A 22,191-nucleotide genomic window follows, 5' to 3' on the forward strand; every position below is an offset into this window, starting at 1 on the left:
TTTCGCGTACGCGGGGCCCGCGTCAGTGCCGCCGGCCCCAGTCGGCGCGCTGGCCCATGTCGGGCCCGGGGGAGAAGCCGGCGGCCCGGGCGAGGTCCGGGGCCAGGTTCTCCTTGCGGATGCGCAGGTCGACGTAGATCAGGGACGTCACCAGCGGGGGGAAGACGGAGACGACGAGCTGGCTGACCAGCTGTCCGACGAGCACGAAGGCGAAGATCACGGCGAAGGCGGCGATCACCGCGCTCTCGCCGCCGCCGGAGAAGTCGATGGCCGCGATCGGTGCCGAGGCCAGCATCGAGAGCAGCTGCTGGATCAGCCAGCTGACGAGGGTGGTCGCCACCGCGACGAGCAGCATGATGCCGAAGGTGCGCCACCAGAAGCCGCGGACCAGGGCCGAGGAGCGGCGCATCGAGGCGATCGCGCCCTGGCCCTCCATGACCGCCGCCGCCGGGGCGAGGCTGAACTTCACCCAGATCCAGAGCGCGAGCGGGGTGACGAGCAGGGCCAGGAGGAAGGCGAGGAAGGGCAGCAGGAGGTAGCTGCCGTCCGGGGTGCCGCTCGAGTCGGCCGCGAACAGGGCCAGGAACATGCCGACCATGCCCGCGAGGACGATCGCGTACGGCAGCATCAGGGCGAGGCTCGTCAGGAGCACGGTGCCCAGGACGGCCGGCAGCCGGGACCAGGACCGGCGCCAGAGCGCGCCGAAGCGGGTCGGGAGGCCGAGGACGGCCTCCTGGATCACGGCGGGGCAGGCCGCCGCCATCAGGGCGTTGGCGCAGACGATCGTGATCAGGGCGGCGACCCAGACGAGGACGAACGCGACGATCAGCGGCCGGACGTCGTCCCACCGCGGCTCCTGGCCCGCGGGCAGGTCGAACACCGCGGGGAAGAGGTCGCTCACGGCCGCGTACGCGATGCCGATGGCCGCGCCGACGAAGAGGAGCGCCGTGCCGTAGACGGCGGCGGTGACGCCGAGCAGCTGCTTCCAGTGGCGCCCGAAGGCGGCGAAGGTGCCGGAGAGGATCGTCCCGAGGGTGAGCGGTGCCAGGGGTATGACCCCGGGTCTCGGGGGCGGAGGCGGGTAGCCGTAGCCGTACGGCGGCACTGGGGGGAACGTCATGCGGGACACCGTATCCGCAGCCGATGCGCACACCCGTACGTATTTCATGTGTACGCCTGTACGCATCGATGGGTACGATCGTACGCATGGGATACGGACTCCTGGCGGGCGCCATCGTGGCGGAGATTCTCGCCACCACCTCGATGAAGTACAGCGACGGCTTCTCCAAGCTGTGGCCCTCGCTCGTCACAGGCGCCGGCTACCTGATCGCCTTCGCTCTCCTCGCGCAGGCCCTCAGGACGCTCCAGGTCGGCACCGCGTACGCCATCTGGTCCGGCGTCGGCACCGCCGCCGTCGCCGCGATCGGCATCCTCTTCCTCGGCGAGACCCTCAGCCTCGCCAAGATCGCCGGGATCGTGCTGATCGTCGCCGGGGTGGCCGTCCTCAACCTCGGGGGCGCGCACTGATGGCCCGCGCCCGCCGCCACGACCCCGGGCGGCGCGAGCGGATCGTCGCCGCGGCCCTCCGGGTCGTCGGCCGGTCCGGACTCGCCGGACTGAGCCACCGCACCGTGGCCGCCGAGGCGGACGTGCCGCTCGGCTCCACCACGTACCACTTCGCCTCCCTCGACGAACTCCTCGTCGCCGCCCTCCGCGAGGCCAACGAGGGCTTCGGGCGACAGCTCCGCGAGAGCCCCGCCCTCGCCGACCCGGCCACCGGCCTCGCCACCGCGCTCGCCCGGCTCCTGGCGGAGTGGCTGGGCGGCGAACGCACCGGCGTGGAGCTGGAGTACGAGCTCTACCTCGCCGCCCTGCGCCGCCCCGTCCTGCGCCCGGTCGCCGCCGAGTGGACCGAGTCCGTCGTCGCCGCGCTCTCCGCCCGGACCGATCCCGCCACCGCGCGCGCCCTGGTCGCCCTCATGGACGGCATCTGCCTCCAGGTCCTGCTCACCGGCGGCACGTACGACGAGGAGTACGCGCGCGAGATGCTGGCGCGGGTGCTGGAGCCGGGCCGGTAGGCGGGCCTGCCTGCAGGGGATCCCGGCCGTCGGTTCATCCGGCGTCCGGGGCGGAGCCGGCGGCCAGGTGGTGCGCCAGCTGGGACGGGTGCGTCAGCTGGGGGTAGTGGCCGGCTCCGGCGATCTCGGTCACCGGGTGGTCGACGGCCGCGACCAGCGGGTCCTTCGCGCCCACGACGATCCGGACCGGCACGCCCGCCCGGTCGAGCAGCGCCCGCGAGCGACGGCGCTCGGCGGCGTCCGTGCGCAGCGCCGCGGCCACCCGGCGCGCCACCCCGCGACGGCGCAGGTCCGCCGCCGCGCTCTCCACCTCCGCCCCCTCGGGAACGCCCAGCGTCCGGGCCAGCCGGGCGGCGGACATGCGGCGGAGCACCGGCGCCGCCAGGCCCGAGCGGGCGAGCCGCGCCGCGGGGGCCTGGAGGAACGCCGGGGCGACGAGGACGAGCTCGCTGACGCGGTCCGGGTGGTCGGCGGCGAAACGGAGCGCGGGCCCGCAGGCTGCGGAGTGCGCGACCAGCACCGGGCGCGTCGACACGGGGCTCAGCAGGTCGGCCAGCCACGCGTCCACCGGCCGGTCCGTCGCGGCCGAACGGCCGAGGCCCGGCAGGTCGGGGGCGAGGACCGGACCGGGAAGGAGGGCGGCGAGGGGCGCCCAGAGGTCGGCGTTCATCGGCAGGCCGTGCAGCAGGACATGGGCGGGGCGATGCCGCTCGCCGGTCACCCAGGTGCGACTGCCCGCCACGGCGTGGAAGCCGTACGGGCGGAGCCAGGGCGAGGCTCCGCCGAACCGCGCCGCCACCAGGTCGTCGGCCCAATCGCGCAGGGCGTCGGCGGCCGGAGGCATCTCCAGGCCGACGCTCGCGGCGAAGGCGCGGGCGGACGCCGTCGGATAGCGGTCGTTCGACAGGAAGGACAGCGTTTCGGGATCGGCTCCGGTCAGCGTCGGCGGCAGCCGCCGCAGCAGGCCCGCGGGGACGGTGCGGCGGGGGGCGCGGACGCCGGTGTGCTCGGCGATCGTCCGGATCAGGTCGGGCAGGAGGGGCGTGCTGTCGTCGAGCACCCAGTAGTGCCGGCCCGCGGGCGCGGAGGGGGCCTCCGCCAGGAACCGTGCGAAGTAGTCGACGGTGGTGATCGGCAGGAACGTGTCGCGGCCGCCGGGCAGCGCGGGGAGCCGCCCGCGCCACAGGTCCTCGACGAGGGAGGCGAGGCCGACGTACTGGCCCGGCCCGATCACGGTGCTGGGGTTGGCGATCGTGAGCGGGACCCCCAGCTCGCGGGCCCGGGTGCGTACCGCGAGGTCGGCCTCGGACTTGGAGGCCTCGTACGCGCCGAGAGCGGCGTAGTCGGCGAGGCCGTCGGCCGCGCTCACCCGGTAGCCGCTGATGTGCACCAGGCGTCGCAGCCCGGGCAGCGCGGCGGCCCATTCGAGGACGTGGAGCGCCCCGGTGACATTGGTCGCCCGCGCCTCCTCCGCGCCGAGGCCGAAGGCGAAGCGGGCGGCGGCGTTGTAGACGTCCCGCGCCTCGGGCAGCCCCGAGAGCGGCCGGGTGATGTCGGCGGTGACGATCTCAAGACCGGCGGTGTCCACGCCCTGGGAGGTCAGCCAGGGAGTGAGGGTGTCCTTGCGTACGGCTGCCGCCACCCGCAGGCCCCGGGTGAGCAGTTCGGCGACGAGGGAGCGGCCGACGAAGCCGGTCGCGCCGAAGACGATCGCGTCCATGAGACTCCTTGGAGAGGTTGATGAACACTGAATAGATCGGTCTACATATTTTTTGGGCAGAAGGAAGGCCCGCCGTCGCGCGGCGGGCCTCGGTCAGCCCAGCAGAGTGTGGACCTGGCGGGCGACACGCTCCAGCGGGTCCCTGCTGCGGTGCGCCCGGGCCAGCAGGAGCGCCCCCTCCACCAGGGCCAGGACCGTGACGGCGAGGTCGTCGGCGTCCGGGCGGCTCGACAGTCGTGCGCGCAGGGCCGTCTCCCAGGAGGAGTAGACCTCCGAGCACACCTCCTGGAGCGGGTCGTTGACGGCGGCCGTCTCCAGCGCCACCGTGGCCACCGGGCACCCCTTGCGCCAGTCCGACTTCGCGAGCCGGTCGCCCAGGTGGCGCAGCACGCCTTCGACGAACTCCGCCGGTGAGGGGTCGGTGCCGGCCGGCTCGCCCAGGGCGTCGCCGATCGCCTGCCCTGCCCGCCGGACGGACTCGCCGACCAGCTGGTCCTTGCCGCCGGGGAAGTGGAAGTAGAGCGAGCCGCGGGGTGCGCCGCTGACCGCGATGACCTGGTTGAGCCCCGTGCCGAAGTACCCGGCCGTCTCCACCAACTCCTGTGTCGCGTCGAGGAGTCGGTCCCGCGTCTCGGCGCCCTTCTGTCCCATGGCTGTAAAGTAGACCGATCTATATATTTTCTCAACCCCTCCCCGGTCCTCTCCCCGGTGCTCCCCCCCGGTCCCGTTCCCCGCCGACGCGCTCGACCGACACCTGAGACCGGTTGGCCCGCGCGGGGGCCCGACCGTTAGGTTTTCCGTCATGACCACTGCTCCTCGCACCACCGGCGCCGTCGCCGCCGGCCTCGCCACCATCGCCGGTGACGGCTCCGTTCTCGACACCTGGTTCCCCGCCCCCGAGCTGACCGACGCGCCCGGCCCCGCCGGCACCGAGCGGCTCACCCCCGACGAGGCCGTGAACGCCCTCGGTGACGGGGCCGCCAAGGCCCTCGGCGTGGACGCCCGCCGCGGCGTCGAGGTGGTCGCCGTCCGTACCGTCATCTCCTCGCTCGACGACAAGCCGCTCGACGCGCACGACGCCTACCTGCGCCTGCACCTGCTCAGCCACCGGCTGGTCAAGCCGCACGGCCAGAGCCTGGACGGCGTCTTCGGCCTCCTCGCCAACGTCGCCTGGACCTCGCTCGGCCCGGTCGCCGTGGACGACATCGAGAAGGTCCGGCTCAACGCCCGCGCCGAGGGCCTGCACCTCCAGGTGACCTCGATCGACAAGTTCCCGCGGATGACCGACTACGTCGTCCCCGCCGGGGTCCGCATCGCCGACGCCGACCGCGTGCGCCTCGGCGCCCACCTCGCCGCCGGCACCACCGTCATGCACGAGGGCTTCGTCAACTTCAACGCAGGCACCCTCGGCACCTCGATGGTCGAGGGCCGGATCTCCGCCGGCGTCGTCGTGGGCAACGGCTCCGACATCGGCGGCGGCGCCTCCACCATGGGCACCCTGTCCGGCGGCGGCAACGTCGTCATCTCGATCGGCGAGCGCTGCCTGATCGGCGCCGAGGCGGGCGTCGGCATCGCCCTCGGCGACGAGTGCGTCGTCGAGGCCGGTCTGTACGTCACGGCCGGCACCCGGGTCACCATGCCCGACGGCCAGATCGTTAAGGCCCGCGAGCTCTCCGGCGGCTCGAACATCCTCTTCCGCCGCAACTCGGTCACCGGAGCCGTCGAGGCCCGCCCGAACAACGCGGTCTGGGGCGGACTGAACGAGATCCTCCACAGCCACAACTGATGCGGTGACTCTGCGTCAACAGCCGACGTTAGGCAGGACGCAGGGTCACTGTACGCAGACAAGGCGAGGAGTCGACATGAGGACGAAGCCCACGGTCGCCGGGGTGCTCACGGCGGTGGCGGTACTGCTGCCCGCCGGCACGGCCCAGGCGGACGAGACGCACACGCACCACGGCCCGACCGTCACCAACGGCCCCAGCCTCTCCCTCCACACCGGGCAGATCGACGACCCGCTGGAGGACGTCCTGGAGCACGCCGCGATTTTCGGCCGGACCTACACGACCGACTCCGCCTGAAGCAGCGCTTCGAGCGCACCCCGCAGCCCGTCGACCGTCTCCCGGTCGGCGGGCTGCAGCGGTTCCCGCACCGGCCCTCCGAGCAGCGCCTTGGCGGTCACCGTGCCGGGCAGCCCCGAGGCCATCATCAGCTCGGCCAGCGGCATCGTGCGGGCGTGGAGCAGGGCCGCCCCGGCGGTGTCGCCGGCGTCGAAGGCGTCCAGGACCGCGCGCAGCTGCCGGGGCACCACGTTGGCCACCGTGCTGACGTAGCCGGCGCCGCCGACCGCGTACAGCGGCAGGTTCAGTTCCTCGGCGCCCGAGTAGTACGCGAGCCCGGTCTCCGCGATCAGCCGGGCCGAGGCCAGGAAGTCGTACGAGCAGTCCTTCACCGCCACGATCCGCGGGTGCCCGGCAAGCCGCCGCATCGTCGCCGGCTCGACGCGCGTGCCCGTGCGGCCCGGGATGTCGTAGACCATCACCGGCAGCTCCGTGGCGTCCGCGACCTTGAGGAAGTGCGCCTCGACGGCCGCCTGCGGAGGGCGGCTGTAGTACGGGGTGACGACGAGCAGCCCGTCGGCGCCCGCCTTCTCGGCCTCGCGGGCCAGCTCCGCGGTGTGGCGGGTGTCGGCCGTCCCGATGCCCGTGAGCAGCGACGGGCCCGGTCCCACCACGGCCCGGACGGCGCGGACGAGCTCGGCCTTCTCGGCGTCGGAGGTGGTCGGCGACTCGCCGGTGGTGCCGTTGAGGACCAGGCCGTCACAGCCCTCCGCCACCAGGTGCGCGGCCAGCTCGCCGGCCCGGTCGAGGTCGAGCGCGCCGGAGCGGGAGAAGGGCGTGATCATCGCGCAGAGCGCGCGGCCGAAGGGGCGTTCAGTGCTCATCCGGACAGTCTGGGCGTGAATGACCGTGAAGGTCCACGTAGTTCTTCTTGGTTCGAGAGATAAGCACTGCTGAAGAGTGGGTCGCTCTGGCATGATCGGCGGGCGCGACAGGGGGACATGGAGAACAACACAGCATGAGCGAACAGCGCGTCGCACTCGTCACCGGCTCGTCCTCGGGCATCGGGGCCGCCGTCGCCCGCCGCCTCGCCGAGGCCGGCATCCGGGTCGTCGTCAACTCCGCCCGCTCCGTCGAGGCGGGGGAACGCCTCGCCGCCGAACTGCCCGGCGCCGTCTACCTGCAGGCCGACGTCTCCGACGAGATTCAGGCCAAGGAGCTCGTCGAGCGGACCGTCGAGCGCCTCGGCCGCCTCGACATCCTCGTCAACTGCGCCGGCACCACCCGGTTCATCCCGCACGACGACCTCGAAGCCGCCTCGCCCGAGGTCTGGCGGCACCTCTACGACGTCAACGTCATCGGCGTCTGGCAGACCGTCACCGCCGCCGTCCCGCACCTGCGGAAGACCCGCGGCAGCGTCGTGACGATCTCCTCCCAGGCCGGCGTCCGGCCGGGCGGCAGCTCCATCCCGTACGCGGTCTCCAAGGCGGCCGTCAACCACATGACGAAGCTCCTCGCCAAGACCCTCGGGCCCGACGTCCGGGTCAACGCCGTCGCACCCGGACTCATCGACACCCCCTGGTTCGACGGGGTCGACGGCGCCGACGCGGCCAAGGCCCATGTCGCGGACGTCGTCCCGCTGCGCCGGGTCGGCCGCCCCGAGGACATCGCGCGGGCGGTCTTCGACCTGGCCCACGCCTCGTACATCACCGGCGAGGTGCTCCTCGTGGACGGCGGCGGGCACCTGCTCGGCTGAGCCGCCACCCGGCCCGTCACCAGGCCCGTCACCCGGCTCGTCCCCGACCTCTCCTTCAGAGGGGCAGCTTGAAACCGTCGTGGCTGCGCGCGAAGCCCAGCGAGGCGTAGAAGCGGTGGGCCTCCGTCCGCCGTTTGTCGCTGGTCAGCTGGACGAGCGCGCAGCCACGCGCGCGGGCCCGCGCCACGGCCCGCTCCATCAGCTCCCGCCCGAGACCGCCGCCCCGCCGGTCGGCCCGGATCCGCACGGCCTCGACCAGGGCGCGCTCGGCGCCGCCCTTGCCGAGCCCCGGGATGTACGTGATCTGGAGGCAGCCCACGACGAGCTCGCCGTCCACGAGGACCAGCATCTCGTTGCGCGGATCCGCCCCGATGTCCGCGAAGGCCCGCTCGTACGCCTCGGTGACGACGATCGTGGCAGGGTCGACGACCTGCTCCTCGTTTGCCAGGAGGGCGAGGACGGCGGGCAGTTCGGCGCGGGTGGCGAGGCGGAGAATCATGCTGCCGAGTCTCACACAAGGGGATTTCATGCCGCGTTCATGGCCGAAGCGAGACGGTATGGCCAACTGAAAAGAGGGAGCCCTCCATGAACGCCGTCGCACACCCCGACGCCCGTCCCGAGATCCACCGTCCCGGCGTCGAAGCCGTCCTCGTCAACACCTGGTCGGTCGGCACCCCCGAGCGCCAGCGCGCAGCGGTCGAGGCCGTCCGCAAGGCCTGGGAGAGCCGGGAGTGGCCGGACCCGAGGCTGCTCGGATACACCGTCTACCGCGGGGCGGACGGCGACACGCTGCTCCACTACGCGCAGTGGGCCACCCAGGAGGCCTACGACGACTTCGTCCGCACCCGCCGTGACGACCGGGACGCCGAGATCGACGCGGCCGTCCCCGGGATCGAGCGGGTCGAGCCGCACCGCTACGCGCCGCCGTACAGGACCGCCGTCCTCAACGAGGAGAGTGCGGGGGCGGTACCGGGCCTGGTCGCGGCCGTCGAGGTCGAGTTCGACGGGCCGGACGCCGGACGCCAGAGAGCCTGGGTGGACAGCGTGTTCACCGCGCTGGCCCAGGACGAGGGGTCGCAGCGGATACCGGGCGCGATCGGCGCCCAGTTCCACCTCTCCGTCGACGGCACCCGCGCCCTCGACCTCGCCGAGTGGGAGAGCGAGCAGGCCCACACGGCGTGGCTGATGAGTCTGGCCACCGGCCCGGTCGGCGAGGCCTGGGCGGCGGTGGCGAACTACCCCGGGATCGCCGGCAGCCGAGTGCGAAAGTACACGCCCGCGCTGAGCCTCAGCGCGGGCGTGTGACCGACCGGGTCGGTACTACGGGCGGAAGCGCAGGACCTGCGGGTCGTGGTCGCTGTCCTGGTCGGCGAACTCGGCGTTGATGTGCACGCTGTCGTACTCGAAGTGGTGCACGCCCGGGCTGGTCAGGATCTGGTCGAGGACCTGGCTGTTGCCCTGGTAGACGTACGAGTACCGCTCGGAGCGGGGCAGCGACTTCACGGCCGGGTACAGCGCGCCGCCGTCCGTCAGCGCCTGCGTCGTCCCGGAGAACTCGAAGTCGTTGATGTCGCCCACGACCAGCACGTCGGCCTGCTTCTCCAGGGCGACGATGTCCTTCACGAAGGCGTTGACGGCCTGCGCCTGGAGCAGTCGCTTCGCCTCGGAGGAACGGTTCGGCGGCTGGTGGTGCGAGACGAGGGACTCGTCGCCGCCCTTCGAGCCGAAGTGGTTGGCGATCACGAAGACCGTGCGGCCGCGGAAGACGAACTCGCCCGCGAGCGGCTTGCGGCTGCTGTCCCAGGCCGTGTTCGCCGGGTCGATCCGGCCGGGGGAGACCGTCAGGGCGGCGTGGCCCTTCCGGCCGGTCACGGCGGTGGCGGCGGTCGCGTCGGTGGCCGCCCGGTCCGTGAAGGAGACCCGCTCGGGGTTGAAGAGGAAGACCTGGCGGATGTTGCCGCCGGGCTCGCCGCCGTCCTTGTTGTTCTCCGGGTCGACCGAGCGCCACTCGTACGCCGGGCCGCCGGCCGCGACGATCGCGTCCGTGAACTTCTTGACCGTCTGGTCGGCGGCGACCGTGCCGTCGTTCTTCGCGCCGTTGTTGTCCTGGATCTCCTCCAGGGCCAGGATGTCGGGCGCGGCGAGGTTGTCGACGACCGCCTTCGCGAGGGCGTCGAACTTCTCCTGCGGGTCGGTCGGGTCGAGGTTCTCGACGTTGTACGTCGCCACGGCCAGCTCGTTCTTGTGCTGCTTGTCCGTGGTCTCGCGCTCCAGGCCGTTGTCCTCGACCGTGCCGAGCGTGCGGGCCGTCAGCGTGTAGCCGCCGAACTGGTTGAAGTCGAGCGGGCCCTCGGTGGTGCCCGTCAGCCGGTCGCCGACGTTCGCCTTCGGGAAGGGCTGCTGGGCGATCGGGGTCAGCGACTGGATCTGGAGCCGGCCGGTGTTCTGGGACTCGTACGAGCCGTAGACCGTGCCGCCGCGCCAGTTGCGGTTCTCCCAGGGCTTCACCGTCACCCAGAGCTCGGAGTACGGGTCGGTGGCGCCGACCACCCGCGAGGAGCCGATCCGGACGTTGGTGCCCTCCAGGGACTCGTAGTAGTCCAGGGCGTACGTCTCCGGGTCGAGCGTCAGCCCGTTGATCGAGCCGCCGGCGGCCGGGTCGCCGGCCGGGGTGTACTCGTCGGGGACGGACCAGGCGGAGATCGTCACCGGGGCCGGGACCGCGTTGCCCTTCGAGACCACCGTGATCACAGGCTTGGAGAGCTGGGTCAGCGACTGGTTGCCGGAGTTCAGGCCGCCCGGGACGTACTCGGTGACCGTGCCGTTCACGCTGACCGCGTCGCCGACGGCGACGGTCGGGACCGAGCTGGTGAAGACGAACAGGCCCTCGCTGGTGGCCGGGTTCGCGTCGGCCTCGGGGTCCTGGATCCAGAAGCCGCGCGAGCCGTAGGTGCGGACGCCGGTGACGATGCCGGTCACGCCGGTGACCTGCTTGCCCACGAGGGGGGAGACGCGGGTGGTGCCCTGGATGTCGTGGATGCGCGTGCCGGTGGCGCTGTCGTCGGCGGCGGCGTTCGTCGAACCGGCGAGCAGGCCGGCGGCGAGGGCGGCGGAGACGACGGCGGAGATGGCGGCGTATCTCGGTATGGAGGAAGGCATCAAGGGCTCCGGAGGGTGCTTGGAGGAACGGCAGATAAATCTACGCGCGTCAATCTCTTGCGAGAGGGGGGAACTTGTCAAGAGTCGACGGGTGTACGAAGGCTGACGGTTCTGTGAACCGGCGGACGACCCCCCGGATGCGTCTACGCTGAGTACCGCTCTTTCCCCGGAGTCCCCCTCCGGTCCCCCCTCCTGTCCCACCCCCCCCGGTCCCACCCCGGGTCCCACCCGTACGCGTCGAGGAGACACCCCACATGTCAGCGGAGCAGCCCACCCTTCCCCCCGTTCGGCTTCCCGCGGACGCGGAGCTGGCGCGGGACGCCCTGGCCGCGCCCCTCCTCGCCCGCGCCGTGCGGCTCGCCCGCTGGGCCGGCCCCGAGACGCGGGTCGGCGCGGGCGGTGAGCTCGTCGACGAGCAACTGCAGGACGCCGTCGAGATCCTGGGCCTCACCGTCGAGGCGGACGGCGACGAGGGCGCCGGGTCCTTCGCGGACACGGAGGCCTACGAGGAAGCCGTGGAGGAGGCCGAGATGCTGGCGGCCGACGCCTGGCGGCTCGCCGTCGACACCGGCCTCGTGTCGGTCGAGGACGGCGCGGACGACGAGACGCCCGGCGAGGCGGGACCCGGCGAGAACCTGGCCCTGGTCACCGGCGGTTCGCCCCAGGACGTCCTCACGATCTGGCTGGACGGCTTCGACGCGGTCTTCGCCGACGCCGTCGTGCCGGTCCTCGACGACCTGGACACGATCGTCGGCGAGGACGGCGAGATCGACCTCGAGTCGCTGGACTGGGACCCCGAGATGGAGGGCGAGTTCCTGGAGGGCGTGCTCGGCAACCTCTACCTGCTGACCGTCAGCGAGGGCGGACCCGGCGACGGGCCCGTGCCGCTGCCCGCGCTCGCCGCCTCGATGGTCGTCCCCGACGACATGGGCGAACCGACCGACGACGTCCTGGAGCAGGTCTCGGACGCGATGATGCGGCTCGACGAGCAGTTCCGCCTCCTGGAGGCCATCGGACTCGTCGAGTACCAGCCCGTCGACGAGGCCCTGATGGCCGAGGAGGGTGAGGAGCCCGCCGCGCCGCTCGACGACGAGGACGTCTCGCGCTACGGCATGGTCCGGCTCACCCCGCTCGGTCTCTACGGCGTCCGGGCCCGGATGCTCGACGCCGGTGTGGACGCGCCCGCCGTCGGCGACCTCGCCGACAAGGGCGCCGACGTGCTCCTCGGCGGGATCGCGGGCTACCCGGAGGACGCCGCGCGCGCCGAGACCGCCGCGTGGCTCTCCGGCCGCGACGTCGAGACCGCGGCGCGGGAGCTGCTGCACGCCGCGCGGGGCACGGACGCGGGTTCGCCGCTCCGCCGCCTCCACTGCCAGCAGGCGCTCTCCCTGGTGGGCACGGAGGCGGAGCCGGCGGTCCGGGAGGTCCTGGACGACGCGGAGCTCGGCGGCCTGGCGCGGGTCTGGCTCGCGGAGCGGGGCGCGGCGGACGTGCCCGCGCCCTCGGAGTCGATGATCTTCTGGCTGGCGATCGACACGATCGCGGCGCAGCTCGACGCGGACGGCGACCTGGAGGAGGTCCAGGAGCTGATCGAGGGGCTCACCGGCCGGCACAGCGGCTTCTTCGAGGCGGCGTGGCGGGTGGAGCACCCGGCGACGGCGGAGGTCCTGGAGGCGATGGGCCGGCTGCACCGGGACAAGACGGCCGCGAAGGAGGCCCGCAAGTCGGCCTTCAAGGCCCGCTCGCGGTCGGGCTCCTGACGGTCCGGGCCTTGGCAGCCGGGCCGGGCGGCGAGGGTCGGGCGGCCCGGCCTGACCGGCCGGGCGGCGCGGGTCGGGTGGGCGGTGCCGTGCGGTGCCGCCGGCCCGTTTCCGGGCGGCGCCGCGTCGGGTCCGGCGGGTGTCGGTCGGTGACCGCTCCTGCGATGCCCGGCCGGCGTTCCCGTGGCGTTTAGCTCGCGTTCGTGGGGGCACGGGAGGGTGGCCCATGTGATCCACCCGCCTTAGGGAGACCCTTACGCCATGCCCCTCAATCGCCGAGAGTTCACCAAGCAGTCCGCCGTCGCCGGTGCGGGGCTCGCCCTCACCGGAGTCGTCGGTGCTCTCGCCACCGCACCCGAGGCGCTCGCCTCCGACGAGCCGGAGGTGTACGGAGCCGGGCACGGCGCGGGCCACGCGCTCGGGTACGGGCCGCTCGTCGCCGACCCCGAGGGCATCCTCGCCCTGCCGGCCGGGTTCTCGTACCGCGTCGTCACGCACAGCGGCGTCACCCGCCTGGAGAGCGGTGAGTTAACGCCCTCCAACCACGACGGCACCGCGGCCTTCGCCGGCCCGCGCGGCACCACGTACCTCGTCAACAACCACGAGCTCTACGGCCCCCGCTCGAACTGGCCGCACCCGGTCCCGCTCACCGAGGGACTCGTCTACGACCCGGCCGCCCCCGGCGGCTGCACCGTCGTCGAGGTGCACCGCGACGGCACCGTCGCGGAGTGGGTCGGGCTCGCCGGCACCTCCACCAACTGCGCGGGTGGCAGCACCGCCTGGGGCACCTGGCTGACCGGCGAGGAGAACTCCGACCTCGCGGGCGTCAACGGCATGACCAGGGACCACGGCTACATCTTCGAGGTCGACCCGCGCGACCGGCGCGCCAACCTCGACCCGAAGCCGGTCAAGGCCTTCGGCCGCTTCGACCACGAGGCCGTCGTCATCGACCCGAAGCGCGGCCACGCCTACCTCACCGAGGACGCCGCCCTGCCCTTCGGCCTGTTCTTCCGCTGGGTGCCGCCGAAGGGCTTCGAGCACGGGCGCGGAAAGCTCCGTACGCTCGCCGACGACGCCGGTGTGCTCCAGGCCTTCAAGTGCACCGACTCCGGCGGCCGTTTCGTCGCGGACCTCTCGCAGGCCACCCGGATCGGCACCGTCTACGGCGTGGACTGGGTCGACGTCCCCGACCGCGACGCCCGCACGGTCCCCGTCCGCAAGCAGTTCGCGGACGGCCGGGTCACCCGCGGCTGCAAGCTGGAGGGCATGTGGTGGGCCGACGGCGGCGCGTACGTCGTCTCGTCCTTCGCGCGCGAGGAGTGGAGCCCCGGCCCCTCGCACGACGGCCAGGTCTGGTTCTACGACCCCAGGCGCCGCACCCTCACCCTCAAGGTGCTGTTCGGCGTGAACGCCGCGCCCGGCGAGGACGGCGCCTTCGACGGCCCCGACAACATCACCGTCTCCCCGCACGGCGGGATCGTGATCGCCGAGGACGGCCGGGGCCTGCAGCACCTCTTCGGCGCGACCGACTCCGGCCGGACGTACCCGATCGCCCGCAACGATTTCAACGGCGCGGAGTTCACCGGGGTCTGCTTCTCGCCCGACGGCGGGACGCTCTTCGCCAACATCCAGGAGCCGGGCATCCTGCTCGCGATCACCGGCCCCTGGCGCCGCCAGCCCCGCCGCTGAGCCACCGGCAGGCCTTGTGGTCCGACCCTCTGGTCCGGCCTCCGGGTCCGGCCCCGGCCGGCCTTCCGGCCTGCCCTTCCGGACCACCCGGTCTGCCCCTCTGACCCCTGGTCAGGTCCATGGGCTGACATCTAACATGTCAGCCCATGGACGCACTGCGGCCCGTGGGTCGGACCCTTCTGCGCGACCGGGCGTACGAGGCACTGCGCGAGGCCATCGTGCGCGGCGACCTCGCCCCCGGCGCCCCGCTGAAGGACGCCGACCTCGCCGGCCTCCTCGGGCTCTCGCGCGCGCCCGTGCGCGAGGCCCTGGCCCGGCTCTGCATCGAGGGGCTCGTCGAGACCAAACCGCAGAGCTACACCCGGGTCACCCGGCCGGTCAGCCGGGTGGTCAGGGACGCGGCCTCCGTCGTGCGCGTGATGCACGAACTCGCCGCCCGCACCGGGGTCCCGCTGCTCGGCCCCGAGGGCGTCCGGGCCATGCGCGAGGCCAACGAGCGATTCTCCGCGGCCGTCCGGGACTCCGACGTCGAGGCCGCGCTCCGCGCCGACGACGAGCTGCACCAGGTCCTCGTCGTCGCCAGCGGCAACCACGCCGCCGCCGCCACCATCGCGCGCTACACCCCGCTGATCCGCCGCGTCGAGCGGCGGCTCTTCGGCGACTCCGGCAGCTGCGGCTCCGCCGAGCTGCACGCCCGGCTGATCGACGCGTGCGAGAGCGGGGACGCGGAGGCCGCGGTCCGGATCACCACCGAGATCTGGGCGGCGCTCGAACAACTCGCGGACGACGCCGTCGAGGTGGCCGAGGTCACCGGCATCCCGGCGCCCGAGGACCACGTGTAGCGCCTTCAGGGGCGTCGACCAGCAGCCCACCCACAGGACCCACCGGGAGCCGTTTTGCCGATCACCGATTTCGCACGCTACCCGCTCCTCTTCGGGCCCTCTCCGGTCCACCCCCTGGAACGGCTCACCCACCACCTCGGCGGCGCCACGCTCTGGGCCAAGCGCGAGGACTGCAACTCCGGTGTCGCGTACGGCGGGAACAAGACCCGCAAGCTGGAGTACCTGGTCGCCGACGCCCTCGCCCAGGGCTGCGACACCCTCGTCTCCATCGGCGGGGTCCAGTCCAATCACACCCGCCAGGTCGCCGCCGTCGCCGCCCGCGCCGGGCTTGCCTGCGTCCTCGTGCAGGAGAGCTGGGTCGACTGGCCGGACCCCGTCTACGACAAGGTCGGCAACATCCTGATCAGCCGCCTCGCCGGCGCCGACGTGCGCCTCGTGCGGGCGGGCTTCGGCATCGGCTTCAAGGAGAGCTGGGAGCAGGCCCTGCGGGAGGTCGAGGAGAGCGGCGGGAAGCCGTACGCGATCCCGGCGGGTGCCTCCGACCACCCGCTCGGCGGGCTCGGCTTCGCGAACTGGGCGTACGAGGTGGCCGAGCAGGAGCGCGAGCTCGGCGTCCACTTCGACACGGTGGTCGTCTGCTCGGTGACCGGCTCCACGCAGGCCGGGATGGTCGCGGGCTTCGCCGCGCTCGCCGAGGAAGGCGGACCGGCCCGCCGGATCCTCGGCGTCGACGCCTCGGCGAAGCCCGGCCCGACACACGAGCAGATCACCCGGATCGCCCGCGACACGGCCGCGCTCATCGGCGTCGAACGCGAGGTGACGGCGGCCGACGTCGAGCTCGACGAGCGCTACCACGCCGGCGTCTACGGCCTCCCGGACGAGGCCACCCTCGACGCGATGCGGCTCGCCGCCCGCACCGAGGGCATGATCACCGACCCCGTGTACGAGGGGAAGTCGATGGCGGGCCTGATCGACCTGGTGGAGCGGGGAGAGATCGGCCGGGACTCGACCGTTCTCTACGCCCACCTCGGCGGTCAGCCCGCCCTCAACGGTTACAGTGCGCTGTTCTCGTAAGGGAGGGGCAGGACAGCACCCCCCAGGGGCGGAGCCCGCCGCTCAGAGCGACTGGGCGGCGGGCTTCACCATGCCCCGGACCGTCCGGGACTTCACGAACTCGCCCATCGCCGTCATCTCCCACTCGCCGCTGAACTGCTTGATCAGCTTGGCCATCATCACGCCCGTCTGCGGCTCGGCGGTGGTGAGGTCGAAGCGGACCAGCTCCTCGCCGGTGGCCGCGTCCATCAGCCGGCAGTAGGCCTTGGCGACCTCGGTGAACTTCTGGCCGGAGAAGGAGTTGACCGTGAAGACGAGGCCGGTGGCGTCGGCGGGCAGCCGGCCGAGGTCGACGACGATCACCTCGTCGTCGCCCGCGCCCTCGCCCGTGAGGTTGTCGCCGGAGTGCTTGATCGAGCCGTTGAGGATCGACAGCTTGCCGAAGTAGCAGCTGTCCAGGTGGTTGCGCTGCGGCCCGTACGCGATGACGGAGGCGTCCAGGTCGATGTCCTTGCCGCGGTAGGCCGGCTCCCAGCCGAGGCCCATCTTGACCTGGGAGAGCAGCGGCCGGCCGCCCTTGACCAGGGACACCGTCTGGTTCTTCTGGAGGCTGACCCGGCCCTTGTCGAGGTTGATCTTGCCGGTGGAGACGGGGGCGGCGGGGGCTGCCGGGGGAGCGGCCGGAGCCGGGGGCGCCGAGGCCGCGATCCGCGGGTCCAGCGGGGCGGCGACGGGCGGCGCGGGCGGGGCCGGCGGGGCGACGGGCGCCGGGGCGGGGGCCTGGGCGGCGGCGGGCTCGTCGTCCACGGAGACGCCGAAGTCCGTCGCGATGCCGGCAAGCCCGTTCGCGTAGCCCTGGCCCACGGCCCGGGCCTTCCACGCGCCGTTGCGCAGATAGATCTCGACGACCACCAGCGCGGTCTCGGTGGCGAGCCGCGGCGGGGTGAAGGTGGCGAGGACCGTGCCGTCGTCCGCGTTCCGCACGGTCGCGGTGGGCTCGATGCCCTGGAAGGTCTGGCCCGCGGCGTCGGGGCTCGCCGTGACGACGATCCTCTCGATGCCGGCCGGGACCGCGCCCGTGTCCACCACGATCGCGTCGGGCGCGGTGCCGCCGCCGGAGCGGTAGGTCACACCGGGCCCGGCGGGCTGGTTGTAGAAGATGAAGTCGTCGTCCGAGCGCACCTTGCCGTTGGCGCCGAGCAGCAGGCCCGAGACGTCGAGCCGCACCGGGGCGGCGACGTCCACCGCCACGCGCGCGGCGGTGAGAGGGATGTTCGAGCCGGGGGTCATAGCGGTCATGCCAGGGGTAACGATCCGGACCGCTTTGCCGTTCCCTTACCCTCGGCGGGTTGGGCCACCTTGGTTACGAGGGTGGTTCCTGGCCTGCCGCTCGTTGCCGAAGCGGTACGCGCCCGTCCACCGGGCCATGACCAGCTGGGCGTCCCCCGCCTCCACCTCCGCCAGGAACTTCTCCGCCCGCCCGCCGCGCAGCACGCCCGCGGCGCGGCCGTGGTGGGTGAGGACGACGGAGCCGTCGCCGCGGCGCTCGTAGGTGAATCCCTGGGGTCTCGGCATGCCGGGCATCCTGCCGTTCCCGGTCAGATCCGTCATATGAATATTCTTTCGACCCATGGGGACAGTGGGCGGGAGTTCGTTCCGCACGGAGGACGTCGACGAGGCGCGCGAGGAGCTCGACGCGCGCTACTACGCGAACCGCATGGACGTGGTCGACCGGCAGAGGCCCTTCGCTGCGCGCTTCGACACCGTCGCCCTCGGACCGCTGGTCATCGGCGACCTGAGCTGCGGGACCGACGTGCGGATGAGCTTCGGCGAGCTCGGCGCGTACCACCTCAACGCCCCGCTCAGCGGCAGGATGGAGATGCGTCAGGGCAGCCGCACGGGGATCGTCGCGACGGCCACCGAGGCACTGCTCCTCGACCCGGCGGGGGACACCTTCCTCGACCGCTGGAGCGGGGACTGCCGGACCCTCTCCGTGAAGATCGGCGCGGCCGAGCTCCGTGACCGCCTGGAGCGCCTCCTCGGGCGCCCGGCGAGCGGGCCGCTCGCCTTCGCGCCCCGCCTGGACATCTCGCGGGGCCCCGGTCTGAGCTGGGTGCGCTTCGCCCGCCAGGTCGCCTACGAGGCGCTCGCGGGGGAGGGGCTCGCCCACCACGAGCTGGTCGCGCGGCCGCTCCAGGAGGCGCTGCTCAACGGCCTGCTCCTGGCCGCCGAGCACCCCTGGCGCGAGGCGCTCGCCCACCCGGGGGAGGCGCGCCGCCCTGCGCCGGTCAAGCGCGCGATGGACGCGGTGCGGGAGCGCCCCGAGCACCCGTTCACGACCACCGAACTCGCGGCCCTGGCCCGGGTGAGCGTGCGGCGCCTCCAGGAGTCCTTCCGGGAGTACGTGGGGATGTCCCCGATGGCGTACGTCCGGGAGGTCCGTCTCGACCGGGTCCGCGAGGAGCTGCGGACGGCCGCGCCGGACGAGGTGACCGTGAGCGAGGTGGCCTGGCGCTGGGGCTTCGCCCACCAGGGCCGGTTCGCCGCGCGCTACCGCGAGAAGTACGGCGAGTCCCCGTCCCGGACCTTGCGGGCGGGCGAGTGACCCGGCGCGTCCGGGTGGAGCGCGTGCAGGCGAGAGGGCCGCAGGTGAGGGGCGTGCGGGGCGTCGCGTGAGCGGGCCGCGCAATCCGGACAGAGGCCGCGTTCAACGGCTCGCGATGATCTTCGTGCGCGCTTACCGTGGACATGTCCGGTCTGCCAGCGCGCAACCCGTGACCCGGGCCCCGGCCGGCTCCCCCGTTTAAGTCCGGCCGGGTCCTGCGTACGTCCTCCCTCCCCGTCAGTGCGGCCAGCGCGGCGGGTTCACGCAGAAGTGGCCGCCCAGGTAGAGGTCGTCGGCGCTGCCCTCCTCGGGAAGGCCCTTGTCGGCGACGATCTTCTCCGCGTACGCCTCCGAGTCGTCCTGCGGATCGAAGCCGAGGGCCCGGGCCGTCGAGAGGTCCCACCACGCACGGGTGTTGGCGGAGGAGCCGTACACCACGGTGTGGCCCACGGACCCGGCGGTGAGCGAGGCGTGCAGGAGGCGGGCGCAGTCCGCGGGGCTGAGCCACATCGAGAGCATCCGCACCGAGGTGGGCTCGGGGAAGCAGGAGCCGATGCGCACGGAGACCGTCTCGATGCCGTGCAGGTCCCAGTAGAGCTGGGCCAGGTCCTCGCCGAAGCACTTGGAGAGGCCGTAGAAGGTGTCGGGGCGGTGCGGGGTGTCGACCGGGACGACCGGCTCGCCCTCGCGCGGGCGGCGGGTGAAGCCGACGGCGTGGTTGCTGGAGGCGAGGACGACCCGCCGGACGCCCTCCTCGCGGGCGGCCTCGTAGAGGTGGTACGTCCCGGCGATGTTGGCGGCCATGATCTTGTCGAAGTCGGCCTCCAGGGAGATCCCCGCCAGGTGCACGACCGCGTCGACGCCCCGGACCGCCTCGCGCAGCGCCGCGCGGTCCGCGAGGTCGGCGACGATCGCGTCCGGTGCTCCCTGCACGGGGGCGACGTCCAGGAGGCGGAGCTCGTAGCCGTACGGGGGCAGCAGCTCCCGCATCAGCGTGCCGACGCCGCCGGCGGCGCCGGTGAGGAGGACGGTGCGGGGTGCGGACATGGAGTGGTTCTCCTCCGTCGGGTGGCCGACTGGCTTTGACTGCCAGACAGCTGGGCGTCGTTCACAACCGTGGACACGGTAGGGAGCGGTCCGACGGAGCGTCAAGACTCCGCGATACGGCGCGTTCCCTTCTTGACCGCCCCTTCCGGGCTGTTCTAGCGTGCAGCACGTCGGTGTTCAAGAATATGGATGACAGTCAGAACTGTGCACGATCGTGCAGAGGGGCGGCTGTACGCGACGGACTTCCTGGGAGCGCCCGTGACCACTGCCTCGCTCGCCGGCCGGCTCGACGGCCTGCTCTTCTTCCCCGTCACCGCCTTCGGTCCTGACGGTTCCCTCGACCTCGACGTCTTCCGCGCCCACGTCCGTGCGGGCGTCGACGCGGGCGCCGCGGCCGTCTTCGCCTGCTGCGGCACGGGCGAGTTCCACGCCCTCACCCCGGAGGAGTTCCGGGTCTGCGTCGCCGCCGCCGTCGAGGAGGCCGCGGGCCGCGTCCCCGTCGTCGCCGGAACCGGCTACGGCACCGCGCTCGCGGTCCGGTACGCGCGGCTCGCCGAGGAGGCCGGCGCCGACGGACTCCTCGCCATGCCCCCGTACCTCGTCGTGGCCGACCAGGCCGGACTGCTGCGCCACTACACCGAACTCGCCGCCGCCACCTCGCTCGACGTCATCGTCTACCAGCGGGACAACGCGATCCTCACCCCCGAGACGGCCGTCGCCCTCGCCCGCACCGACGGCGTCATCGGCCTCAAGGACGGCCTCGGCGACCTCGACCTCATGCAGCGCATCGTCAGCGCCGTCCGCTCCGAGGGCCTCGACCTGCTCTACTTCAACGGCCTGCCGACCGCCGAACTCACCGGCGCCGCCTACCGGGGCATCGGCATCACCCTCTACTCCTCCGCCGTCTTCTGCTTCGCCCCCGATCTCGCGCTCGCCTTCCACCGGGCCCTCACCACCGGCGACGACGCGACGGTGGACCTGCTCGTCGACGGCTTCTACCGGCCGCTCGTCGAACTCCGCGCCCAGGGCCGGGGTTACGCCGTCTCGCTCGTCAAGGCGGCGGTACGGATGGAGGGGCTGGACGTCGGAGGCGTACGGCCGCCGCTGAGCGAGCCCGCCCCCGAACACCTCGCCGAACTCGCCCGGCTCGTCGAGCGCGGCCGGACCCTCCTGAAGGAGGCCGGCGCATGAGAGCGGCGGCCTTCCTCTACCCCTGGGACGTCGACGGCGACCCCGCCGCGCCCGGGCTCCTCGCGGAGCTGGGCGTCGCGCAGGTCACCCTCGCGGCCGCCTACCACTCCACCCGGGCGCTGAGCCCCCGCCACCCGGCCCACCGGATCGTCACCGCCGAGCACGCCGCCGTGCTCTACCCGCCGGACCCGGACCGCTGGGCGGGCCGCGCGCTCCGCCCGTACCCGGCGGGGGACTGGGCCCCCGGCGACTCCTACGGCCGGGCCGCCGAGGTGCTTGCCGGAACCGGACTCGACGTCCACAGCTGGGTCGTCCTCGCCCACAACTCCCGGCTCGGCGCCGAACACCCCGAGACCTCCGTCGTCAACGCCTACGGCGACCGCTACCCCTGGGCCCCCTGCATCGCCCGCCCCGACGTCCGCGCCCTGCTCGTCGGCCTGGCGGCCGAGGCCGCCGTGCGCCCCGGCACGGCCGGCACCGAGCTGGAGTCCTGCGGCTGGTACGGCCTCGCCCATCTGCACGCCCACGACAAGACCTCCGGGGTCCCGCTGGGCGACCGCGAGCAGTACCTGATGTCCCTCTGCTTCTGCCCCTCCTGCCGCGAGGGGTACGGGAACGGCGGCGCCGACCCCGACGAACTGGCCGCCGCCGTCCGCCGGGCCCTCGCCCCCGTCTGGGCCGGCTCAGGCCCGGCGCTCGGCCTCGGCGCCCTGGAGCCCCCCGTCCTGGCCTGGCGCGCCGGGACCGCCCGCTCCTTCCAGGAGGCCGCCGTGGCCGCGGTACGGGCCGCCGCCCCGCCCGGCTTCCGCGTCCTGCTGCACGCCGACCCGGACCCGTACCGCTGCGGCGCCGACGCCGGCACGGACCCGGCACACGTCCTCGCCCTCGCGGACGGCGTGGTCGCCCGCCCCCCGAAGGTCGCCGCCTTCGCGGCCCACGCCGGCCCCGGCACGGTCGTCGCCGCCAACCTGTCCGTCGTCACCGGCATGGGCGGCGCCCCCGACCACCTGGCCCGCGACGCCGAACGGGCCCGCGACGAAGGCGCGACCGAACTGCGGCTCTACCACGCGGGACTGGCCTCGGACACGGACCTGGACGCGGTCCGCACGGCCCTGCGGAAGCTGGGCCAGGGGGTGCGGCGCTCCGCGCGCAGGCGGCGCACGGCCGGCGCGTGACCGATCCCCGCGACCAGTGCGGGAAGGGCCGGCAGGGCCGTCAGGGACGTGATCCG

At 73.3% G+C, this 22,191-nt stretch carries 22 protein-coding genes; 13 read left to right on the top strand and 9 right to left on the bottom strand.

All coding sequences use genetic code 11. The features are described from left to right. Positions 1–22: 22 nt before the first annotated feature. Positions 23–1,120: an oxidoreductase gene (locus DEJ46_RS30270; protein ID WP_150271445.1), complete on the bottom strand. Its 1,098-nt coding sequence runs from the start codon at positions 1,118–1,120 to the stop codon at positions 23–25. 68 nt (positions 1,121–1,188) lie between these two features. Between DEJ46_RS30270 and DEJ46_RS30275 the strand changes: the two genes are divergently transcribed. Together DEJ46_RS30275 and DEJ46_RS30280 are read left to right on the top strand one after the other, a co-directional pair. Next, a complete protein-coding gene (locus DEJ46_RS30275) occupies positions 1,189–1,527 on the top strand; it encodes a DMT family transporter (protein WP_150271447.1) in 339 nt (112 codons plus the stop codon). Next, positions 1,527–2,078 carry a TetR/AcrR family transcriptional regulator gene (locus DEJ46_RS30280; RefSeq protein ID WP_150271449.1) on the top strand — a complete coding sequence of 184 codons (552 nt, stop codon included), beginning with the start codon at positions 1,527–1,529 and terminating at the stop codon, positions 2,076–2,078. Before DEJ46_RS30275 ends, DEJ46_RS30280 begins: the two co-directional genes overlap by 1 nt. A gap of 34 nt (positions 2,079–2,112) precedes the next feature. Here the strand turns inward: DEJ46_RS30280 and DEJ46_RS30285 are convergent, their stop codons facing one another. After that, complete coding sequence (locus DEJ46_RS30285; protein WP_150271451.1) at positions 2,113–3,798, bottom strand: alpha/beta fold hydrolase; 1,686 nt, start codon at positions 3,796–3,798, stop codon at positions 2,113–2,115. Between the two features lie 93 nt (positions 3,799–3,891). Further along, on the bottom strand, positions 3,892–4,449 hold the full coding sequence (locus tag DEJ46_RS30290; protein WP_150271453.1) for a TetR/AcrR family transcriptional regulator: 558 nt from the start codon (positions 4,447–4,449) through the stop codon (positions 3,892–3,894). Between the two features lie 151 nt (positions 4,450–4,600). Here DEJ46_RS30290 and dapD point away from each other — a divergent pair, with 151 nt between their 5' ends. Both dapD and DEJ46_RS30300 read left to right on the top strand, forming a co-directional pair. After that, on the top strand, positions 4,601–5,584 hold the full coding sequence (dapD, locus tag DEJ46_RS30295; protein ID WP_150271455.1) for a 2,3,4,5-tetrahydropyridine-2,6-dicarboxylate N-succinyltransferase: 984 nt from the start codon (positions 4,601–4,603) through the stop codon (positions 5,582–5,584). 76 nt (positions 5,585–5,660) lie between these two features. After that, positions 5,661–5,879: a hypothetical protein gene (locus tag DEJ46_RS30300; protein WP_150271457.1), complete on the top strand. Its 219-nt coding sequence runs from the start codon at positions 5,661–5,663 to the stop codon at positions 5,877–5,879. Here DEJ46_RS30300 and dapA read toward each other — a convergent pair. Next, complete coding sequence (gene dapA, locus DEJ46_RS30305) at positions 5,858–6,742, bottom strand: 4-hydroxy-tetrahydrodipicolinate synthase (protein ID WP_150271459.1); 885 nt, start codon at positions 6,740–6,742, stop codon at positions 5,858–5,860. The two genes, DEJ46_RS30300 and dapA, sit on opposite strands and share 22 nt — an antisense overlap. A 134-nt stretch (positions 6,743–6,876) precedes the next feature. Between dapA and DEJ46_RS30310 the strand changes: the two genes are divergently transcribed. After that, positions 6,877–7,614, top strand: a complete 738-nt coding sequence (locus DEJ46_RS30310) for an SDR family NAD(P)-dependent oxidoreductase (protein ID WP_150271461.1) — start codon at positions 6,877–6,879, stop codon at positions 7,612–7,614. A gap of 55 nt (positions 7,615–7,669) precedes the next feature. Here the strand turns inward: DEJ46_RS30310 and DEJ46_RS30315 are convergent, their stop codons facing one another. Further along, positions 7,670–8,113 carry a GNAT family N-acetyltransferase gene (locus DEJ46_RS30315; protein WP_150271462.1) on the bottom strand — a complete coding sequence of 148 codons (444 nt, stop codon included), beginning with the start codon at positions 8,111–8,113 and terminating at the stop codon, positions 7,670–7,672. 86 nt (positions 8,114–8,199) lie between these two features. On the opposite strand from DEJ46_RS30315, the gene DEJ46_RS30320 reads away from it, so the two are divergent. Then, a complete protein-coding gene (locus tag DEJ46_RS30320; protein ID WP_150271464.1) occupies positions 8,200–8,919 on the top strand; it encodes an antibiotic biosynthesis monooxygenase in 720 nt (239 codons plus the stop codon). 15 nt (positions 8,920–8,934) lie between these two features. Here DEJ46_RS30320 and DEJ46_RS30325 read toward each other — a convergent pair whose 3' ends face one another. Continuing rightward, entirely contained in the window at positions 8,935–10,773 is a 1,839-nt protein-coding gene (locus DEJ46_RS30325) for an endonuclease/exonuclease/phosphatase family protein (protein WP_150271466.1), read from the bottom strand. Between the two features lie 254 nt (positions 10,774–11,027). Here DEJ46_RS30325 and DEJ46_RS30330 point away from each other — a divergent pair, with 254 nt between their 5' ends. The 4 genes from DEJ46_RS30330 to DEJ46_RS30345 all read left to right on the top strand — a co-directional run bounded on the left by DEJ46_RS30330 (position 11,028) and on the right by DEJ46_RS30345 (position 16,138). Next, on the top strand, positions 11,028–12,533 hold the full coding sequence (locus DEJ46_RS30330; RefSeq protein WP_150271468.1) for a hypothetical protein: 1,506 nt from the start codon (positions 11,028–11,030) through the stop codon (positions 12,531–12,533). A gap of 261 nt (positions 12,534–12,794) precedes the next feature. Then, positions 12,795–14,222 (top strand): alkaline phosphatase PhoX, encoded by a 1,428-nt coding sequence (locus DEJ46_RS30335; RefSeq protein WP_150271470.1) that lies wholly within the window; start codon positions 12,795–12,797, stop codon positions 14,220–14,222. A gap of 146 nt (positions 14,223–14,368) precedes the next feature. Beyond that, entirely contained in the window at positions 14,369–15,064 is a 696-nt protein-coding gene (locus DEJ46_RS30340) for a GntR family transcriptional regulator (protein WP_150271472.1), read from the top strand. 54 nt (positions 15,065–15,118) lie between these two features. Continuing rightward, entirely contained in the window at positions 15,119–16,138 is a 1,020-nt protein-coding gene (locus DEJ46_RS30345) for a 1-aminocyclopropane-1-carboxylate deaminase (RefSeq protein ID WP_150271474.1), read from the top strand. Between the two features lie 42 nt (positions 16,139–16,180). On the opposite strand, the gene DEJ46_RS30350 is transcribed toward DEJ46_RS30345, so the two are convergent. Continuing rightward, positions 16,181–17,416, bottom strand: coding sequence for a TerD family protein (locus DEJ46_RS30350; protein WP_190622966.1), 1,236 nt, complete (start codon positions 17,414–17,416; stop codon positions 16,181–16,183). A gap of 36 nt (positions 17,417–17,452) precedes the next feature. Beyond that, positions 17,453–17,692, bottom strand: a complete 240-nt coding sequence (locus DEJ46_RS30355) for a hypothetical protein (protein WP_150271476.1) — start codon at positions 17,690–17,692, stop codon at positions 17,453–17,455. 55 nt (positions 17,693–17,747) lie between these two features. Between DEJ46_RS30355 and DEJ46_RS30360 the strand changes: the two genes are divergently transcribed. Then, a complete protein-coding gene (locus tag DEJ46_RS30360) occupies positions 17,748–18,722 on the top strand; it encodes an AraC family transcriptional regulator (RefSeq protein ID WP_150271478.1) in 975 nt (324 codons plus the stop codon). A gap of 237 nt (positions 18,723–18,959) precedes the next feature. On the opposite strand, the gene DEJ46_RS30365 is transcribed toward DEJ46_RS30360, so the two are convergent. Then, a complete protein-coding gene (locus DEJ46_RS30365) occupies positions 18,960–19,769 on the bottom strand; it encodes an NAD-dependent epimerase/dehydratase family protein (RefSeq protein ID WP_150271480.1) in 810 nt (269 codons plus the stop codon). A 258-nt stretch (positions 19,770–20,027) separates the two neighbouring features. Here DEJ46_RS30365 and DEJ46_RS30370 point away from each other — a divergent pair, with 258 nt between their 5' ends. Beyond that, the gene (locus DEJ46_RS30370; RefSeq protein ID WP_150274891.1) at positions 20,028–20,960 is read left to right on the top strand and encodes a 5-dehydro-4-deoxyglucarate dehydratase; all 933 of its coding nucleotides are present in this window, start codon (positions 20,028–20,030) and stop codon (positions 20,958–20,960) included. Then, complete coding sequence (locus DEJ46_RS30375; RefSeq protein WP_150271481.1) at positions 20,957–22,135, top strand: hypothetical protein; 1,179 nt, start codon at positions 20,957–20,959, stop codon at positions 22,133–22,135. Before DEJ46_RS30370 ends, DEJ46_RS30375 begins: the two co-directional genes overlap by 4 nt. The last annotated feature ends 56 nt before the right edge of the window (positions 22,136–22,191 follow it).

Origin of the sequence: Streptomyces venezuelae (assembly GCF_008642375.1) — a bacterium.
GTDB classification, from domain to species: domain Bacteria; phylum Actinomycetota; class Actinomycetes; order Streptomycetales; family Streptomycetaceae; genus Streptomyces; species Streptomyces venezuelae_G.